Raw genomic sequence first — 6068 nt, forward strand, 5'->3', positions numbered from 1 at the left:
ACCATTACCACGCGTGCGGCTGACGGTCCGCCGGGCCGGTTCAGACGGAACGCTCGGCGTTGGCGGTGGCCAACAGTTCCTCCGCGTGCGCCCGACCGGTCTCGGTGTCGTCGAGTCCGGCGAGCATGCGCGCCAGTTCCACCACCCGTTCGTCGTCGGTGAGTGCGTGCACACCGCTGCTGACGACCCCGTCCGTGTCGTCGACCTTGTCGACCACCAGGTGGGTGTCCGCGAATGCCGCGACCTGCGGCAGGTGCGTCACGACGATGACCTGGTGTGTCCGGGCGAGCCGGGCCAGCCGCCGGCCGATCTCGACCGCGGCCCGACCGCCGACGCCGGCGTCGACCTCGTCGAACACCATCGTCGCGCCCGAATCGGACCCGGCGAGCACGACCTCGAGGGCCAGCATCACGCGCGAGAGTTCACCGCCGGACGCGCTCTTGCTGATGGGCAGCGACTGAGCGCCGCTGTGCGCCGACAGCCGAAATTCCACTTCGTCGACGCCGGACGATCCCGCGTGCAGTTCCGTCCCGTCGATGGTGAGCGGTGCCGTGTCCTGAGGTCCGGCGATCCGGGGGCGGACCGACACCTCGAGAGCGGCCCGGCCCATCGCCAGACCTGCGAGTTCGGAACTGACTGCCTTGGCGAGTTTGGCCGCCGCCTTGACGCGCGCCGCGGTCAGCTTCGACGCGGCCTCCGCGGTGGACGCCGCCGACTCCTCGACCTGCTTCGTCAGCGCCGCCAGAGCATCGGAGGACACGTCGATCTTCTCGAGCCTCGCACGGGCGTTGTCTGCCCATTCCAGTACGCCGTCGACATCGGCGGCGTATTTGCGGGTGAGGTTCTTCAGTTCCGCCTGCCGCGACAGCAAGGAGTCCAGTGCCCCCGGATCCGCCGGAAGCCCGGCGAGATACGTGGTCAGGTCGGCGGAGACGTCGGTGACCACCGCGATCGCGTCGGCGAGACGCGGTCCGAGCCCGTCGAGTTCGGGGTCGGTCGCCGATTCGATCCGGGCCCGCGCCTCGGACAACAGATCCAGCGCGGGTGCGCCCACACCGTCGCCGTCCATGTCGTCGCCGCCGGTGAGCGCGGCGTGCGCTTCCTCGGCCGCCGAGCGCAGCGAGTCGAGTTCGCTGAGCCTGCGGACCTCCGACACGATCGACTCGTCCTCACCCGGAGTGGGCGCGATGCCATCGATCTCGTTGAGGGCGAACGTCAGTTGGTCGGCCTCCTGCGCGAGTTCCCGGGTACGGCCGGTGCGTTCGATCAGTTCGGACCGTGCGGTCACCCATTCGTCGCGGTGCTTGCGGTACCGCGCCAGCAGCGGGCCGACCGTCTTGTCCGCGAACCTGTCCAGGGCGGCGCACTGCTGGTCGGGCCGGAGGAGCCGCAGCTGATCGTTCTGACCGTGAACGGTGAGCAGTGGATCGGTGAACTCGGACAGCACGCCCGCCGGAACGCTGCGCCCACCGAGGTGGGCGCGGGACCGTCCGTCGCTGCCGACGGTCCGCACCGCGATGATGGTGCCGTCCTCGTCCCGCTCCGCGCCGGTCGATTCGAGCAGCCGAGACACGGCACGTTCGACGTGCTCCGAGCCCTCGTCCGTCATGAACCGGCCCTCGACCACGGCACGGGGCGCGCCGAGACGCACCCGGCCGGCGTCCGCTCGCGCACCGCTGAGCAGGTGCAGGCTCGTCACCACCATCGTCTTGCCCGCACCGGTCTCACCGGTGAGCACCGTCAAACCTTCGTGGAATTGCGCCGACGCCTCGGAGATCACACCGAGGTTGTCGATCCTGATCTCTGCCAGCACGTCTAGGGCTTCCTTCCTCGCCACCCGGTGACGGGCAGCTCGAACTTTCGCACCATCCGGTCCGCGAACGGCGCCGAATCCAGTCGTATCCAACGAACGGGTTCCTTGCCACGCACCACTTCGACGCGGGCGCCCGCGGGCAGCTCGAGGGTCCGGCGACCGTCACAGAACACCAGGCCGTCGTGGCTGCCTGCCACCGTCTCGACCGCGATCAGCGAATTCGGGCTCGTCACGAGGGGGCGCGCGAACAGCGCGTGCGCATTGCTCGGGACCACCAGCAGGGCCTCCAGTTCCGGCCACACCACGGGCCCGCCGGCCGAGAACGCGTATGCCGTCGACCCGGTCGGGGTGGAGATGAGGACGCCGTCGCAGCCGAAGGCCGACACGGGGCGGCCGTCCACCTCGAGCACCACCTCGAGGACACCGAGCCGGGACCGGTTCTCGATGCTCGCCTCGTTGAGCGCCCAGCCGCGTTCGATGATCTCGTCGTCCACGCGGACCAGCACGTCCAGCGTCATACGGTGTTCGATGCGGTATTCACGACGCACGACCTGGGCGAGCGCCTCGTCGAGGTGCTCGGCCTCCGTTTCCGCGAGGAACCCGATGCGGCCCAGATTGATGCCCAGTACCGGAATGGACGCGGCCTGGGCGAGTTCCGCTGCCCGGAGGAACGTTCCGTCTCCGCCGAGGACGAGCACCATCTCGCAACCGACGGCGGCGTCCGGGCCGGCCTGCACGATGGTGACTTCCAGCCCGGGAACCAGGAATTCGTCGGCCGCCATGCCGTCCATCGGTTCGATGCGGGTGCTGTCGACCTCGTCGACGAGGACGCGCAGTCCGATCCCGGCCCGCTCGAAGATCTTGCCAACGCGCCGCGCCGTCTCCGTGATCTCGGCGCGGCCCGGGTGCGCGACGAGCAGGATCTCCCGCTCGCGTTGCTGGGCGCCGCTGCTTCCCCCGCTCACTGTGGTCCCTCCTGCACCGCGGTGCGGATCAACTCTTCAACCGACTCGACCGGTACATCATCCGTCCCGGGTGTGACATCCGCGCGGAGCCACAGGAAGTATTCGACGTTCCCCGACGGTCCCGGCAGCGGACTGGCCACTGCACCGACGGTACGCAGTCCCAGCGACTCTGCGGTCTTCGCGACGTCCAGTACCGCGGCGACGCGCAGCTCCGGGTCACGCACCACACCACCGGAGCCCACGTGGTCCTTGCCGACCTCGAACTGCGGCTTCACCATCGGAATCAGATCTGCGCCGTCGGCCGCGCAGGCGACGAACGCCGGGAGGACGAGCTTCAGGGAGATGAACGAGAGGTCCGCGACCACCAGATCGACCGGGCCGCCGATCTGCTCGGCGTCGATGGATCGCACGTTGGTCCGGTCGACGACGTGGACGCGGTCGTCGGACTGCAGCCGCCACACCAGCTGGCCGTATCCGACGTCCACCGCCACGACTTCTCGCGCGCCGTGGTGAAGCAGCACGTCGGTGAAGCCGCCGGTGGACGCGCCGGCGTCGAGGCAGCGCTTGGCCTCGATCTCGAGTCCGCGGGGGCCGAACGCCTCGAGCGCACCGAGGAGTTTGTGCGCCCCGCGCGATGCCCAGGTCACTTCGTTGTCGACCTCGACCACCCGCAGCGGAGTTCCCGCTTCGATTGCGGTGGCCGGTTTGGTCGCTGCCGCTCCCGAGATCAGTACTCGGCCGGAGGCGATGAGTTCTTGCGCGTGTTCGCGGGACCGGGCCAGTCCCCGCCGAACGAGTTCGGCATCCACCCGTGCTCGACGGGCCACGTCAGATCTTGTCCACGGTGGCAAGCGCCTCCACCAGCACGTCGTGCGCCTTCTCGAGAAGATGGGCTTTGCGCGGGATGACCCCGACGCCGTGCTCGTCGTCAGGATCAGGTTCGACGGCTCCGAGCCGCGACAACAATCCGTCGACCTCCGTGTGAATCTTCTCGGGGTCGACACTCTGAGGAGGCCCAGGTAGATGGGCTCCCGGGCGCGGTATTGGCGTGCTCATCGGGCACAACGCTAGTCCATCGCGTTCCGATACGCATACAGCGAATCGCGTGACGGACAACGCGGGTCTGCCGGGTTTCAGGCACCCCAGCCGGAGACGACCGCACTCACCGTGGGCGTCGTCGACGTGATCCGCGAGAAGTCGGGGAACTTCCAGGCGCCGGCGGTCACAGCCCGCAGCAGCGCAGCCGAATCCACCGGCGCAGCGGATTCGCTTGTCGGTTCGATCACCAGATCGCTGCCGTCGAACTCGACGGACCACCGGTTGTCCTCGCCGATGAGGGATTCCTCGGCGGGCCGGTTGAGCGCGTCCAGTTCGGACGCCAGGTAGGTGGGCCGTTGCTCCGCATCGGCGCGCAGCACGTCGACCGCGGTGCTCACTCCGGTGAGCACCAGCAGCGAATCGAGGCCGACGTTGTTGGCGCCTTCGATGTCGGTGTCCAGCCTGTCGCCCACGACGAGCGGGCGCACACACTTGCTGCGGCGCATCGCGTCTTCCATCAGCGGCGCGGCCGGTTTACCCGCCACCAGTGGTTCGCGGGACGTCGCCGTGCGGAGCGCTGCGACCATCGATCCGTTGCCGAGGACGAGTCCGCGTTCGGTGGGGAGGGTCGTGTCCAGGTTCGCCGCCACCCAGACCGCGCCGGCCCGGATCGCGAGGGTCGCCTCGGCGAGTATCGCCCAGTCCGTCGTCGGCGAATGTCCTTGGACGACAGCCGCGGGCGCGTCCTCGAACGACCGCACCGGACTCAGTCCGACGTGTCGGATTTCGTCGGCAAGCGCTTCGGTGCCCACGATGAGCACCGGCGAACCGGGGGCGACGTTCTCCGCGAGCAGCCTGGCCGCGGTCTGTGAACTCGTCACCACCGTCGACTCGTCAGCGTCGAAACCGAGTTCCGTGAGGTGTTCCGCGACCTCACCCGGCCTGCGACTGGCGTTGTTGGTCACGTAATAGCAGGACTGCTCCCCGGCCGCCAAAGCCTCTCGCGCACCGGGGATTTCCTGCGGCCCCTGGTACAGGGTGCCGTCGAGGTCGAGCAGCAGTGCGTCGTAGCCGTCGCGCAGAGCCGTCACTGATCGTCTCCGGTCAGCTCGGCCACACGCTCCTCCGCGTCGGTGTCACCCTCGAGATCCGCCGCGGCGGAATTGAGGAACCACTTGAGTCCGTCCTCGATGCGACCGGCCGCCACCAAGGCATCCGCGTACGCGTAGAACAGGCGAGCGGCGCCGGGACCGGTTCGCGAGGCGTCGAGATCGGGGGTCTGCAGTGTGACCACGGCCTGGTCGAACTGACCGAGGTCCATGCGCGCTCCGGCGACCACGATGCGCAGTTCGGCTGCCTCGTCACCGGACAGCGCAGCAGCTTCGTCGCTCCGCCCGAGTTCGATTGCCCGCTCCGGGCGGCCCAGTCCGCGTTCGCAGTCCGCCATCACCGCGAGCAGTCCGGGACCACCGGCCATGCGACGAGCGGCGCGCAGTTCCGACAGCGCCTCCGCCCATTCGCCGGCGTGATACGCGGTGATACCCGCGGCCTCACGGACGATGGCGATTCGGCCCGCACGCTGGCGTGCGGCGCGGGCATGCGCGAGCGCAAGTCGCGGATCGTCGTCGACGAGCTTGCCGGCCATCACCAGGTGACGCGCCACCGTGTTCGCATTCGTCTTGTCCAGGCTCAGCAGGTCGCGGCGCACAGCGGGATCGAGCTCGCCGGCCTCGACGTTCTCGGGCAGATCCGGTTCGTCCGGACGGGCCTGCTGCCGCTGCGGACGGTCACCGTCACGTCCGCGAGGCGCGAAGCCGCCCTCGCCACCACGACGGGGTCCGCCACCGCGACGATCACCACCGGCACCGCCACGGTTGTCGCGCGAATCGCGACGGGGACCACCGGTCGAGCCACCACGACCCGAACCTCCGGCGCCGCCGCGGTCGCTGCTGGACGCACCGCCACGATTGCTGCTGGACGGACCGCCACGATTGCTGTTGGAGGCGCCGCCACGATTGCTGTTGGAGGCGCCGCCTCCGCGGAAGGACCGACGTCCGTCGTCACTCTCCGACACAGTCATTCCTTTCACACAAACCACGAAAGGGGACCCAGTATATTGGGTCCCCTTTCGGTAACGGATGTTCGGCGGTGTCCTACTCTCCCACACCCTGTCGGGTGCAGTACCATCGGCGCTGGAGGGCTTAGCTTCCGGGTTCGGAATGGGACCGGGCGTTTCCCCTCCGCTATGGCCG

The 6068-nt window shown here is 69.0% G+C and carries 6 protein-coding genes and 1 rRNA gene; all 7 read right to left on the reverse strand.

The genetic code is table 11. The features are described from left to right. Positions 1 to 40 precede the first annotated feature (40 nt). Positions 41 to 1813 carry a DNA repair protein RecN gene (gene recN, locus HGB39_RS22780; protein ID WP_005560439.1) on the reverse strand — a complete coding sequence of 591 codons (1773 nt, stop codon included), beginning with the start codon at positions 1811 to 1813 and terminating at the stop codon, positions 41 to 43. A 2-nt stretch (positions 1814 to 1815) separates the two neighbouring features. After that, complete coding sequence (locus HGB39_RS22785; RefSeq protein WP_005560437.1) at positions 1816 to 2778, reverse strand: NAD kinase; 963 nt, start codon at positions 2776 to 2778, stop codon at positions 1816 to 1818. Continuing rightward, positions 2775 to 3605 (reverse strand): TlyA family RNA methyltransferase, encoded by an 831-nt coding sequence (locus HGB39_RS22790; protein WP_005560435.1) that lies wholly within the window; start codon positions 3603 to 3605, stop codon positions 2775 to 2777. Before HGB39_RS22790 ends, HGB39_RS22785 begins: the two co-directional genes overlap by 4 nt. Before the next feature lies 1 nt (position 3606). Continuing rightward, positions 3607 to 3834, reverse strand: a complete 228-nt coding sequence (locus HGB39_RS22795) for a hypothetical protein (protein WP_043943807.1) — start codon at positions 3832 to 3834, stop codon at positions 3607 to 3609. A gap of 77 nt (positions 3835 to 3911) precedes the next feature. Beyond that, the gene (locus HGB39_RS22800; protein ID WP_005560432.1) at positions 3912 to 4907 is read right to left on the reverse strand and encodes an HAD-IIA family hydrolase; all 996 of its coding nucleotides are present in this window, start codon (positions 4905 to 4907) and stop codon (positions 3912 to 3914) included. Further along, entirely contained in the window at positions 4904 to 5896 is a 993-nt protein-coding gene (locus HGB39_RS22805) for a tetratricopeptide repeat protein (RefSeq protein WP_005560431.1), read from the reverse strand. Before HGB39_RS22805 ends, HGB39_RS22800 begins: the two co-directional genes overlap by 4 nt. Before the next feature lie 60 nt (positions 5897 to 5956). Next, positions 5957 to 6068 (reverse strand): 5S ribosomal RNA (rrf, locus tag HGB39_RS22810); the annotation flags it as partial.

It is taken from the genome of Rhodococcus opacus, from assembly GCF_012396235.1.
GTDB classification, from domain to species: Bacteria; Actinomycetota; Actinomycetes; order Mycobacteriales; family Mycobacteriaceae; genus Rhodococcus_F; species Rhodococcus_F opacus.

Excerpts from the sequence above, each read along its gene's own strand:
- HGB39_RS22795 (WP_043943807.1), bottom strand. The coding sequence starts at position 3,834 with ATGAGCACGCCAATACCGCGCCCGGGAGCCCATCTACCTGGGCCTCCT.
- HGB39_RS22805 (WP_005560431.1), bottom strand. The coding sequence starts at position 5,896 with ATGACTGTGTCGGAGAGTGACGACGGACGTCGGTCCTTCCGCGGAGGC.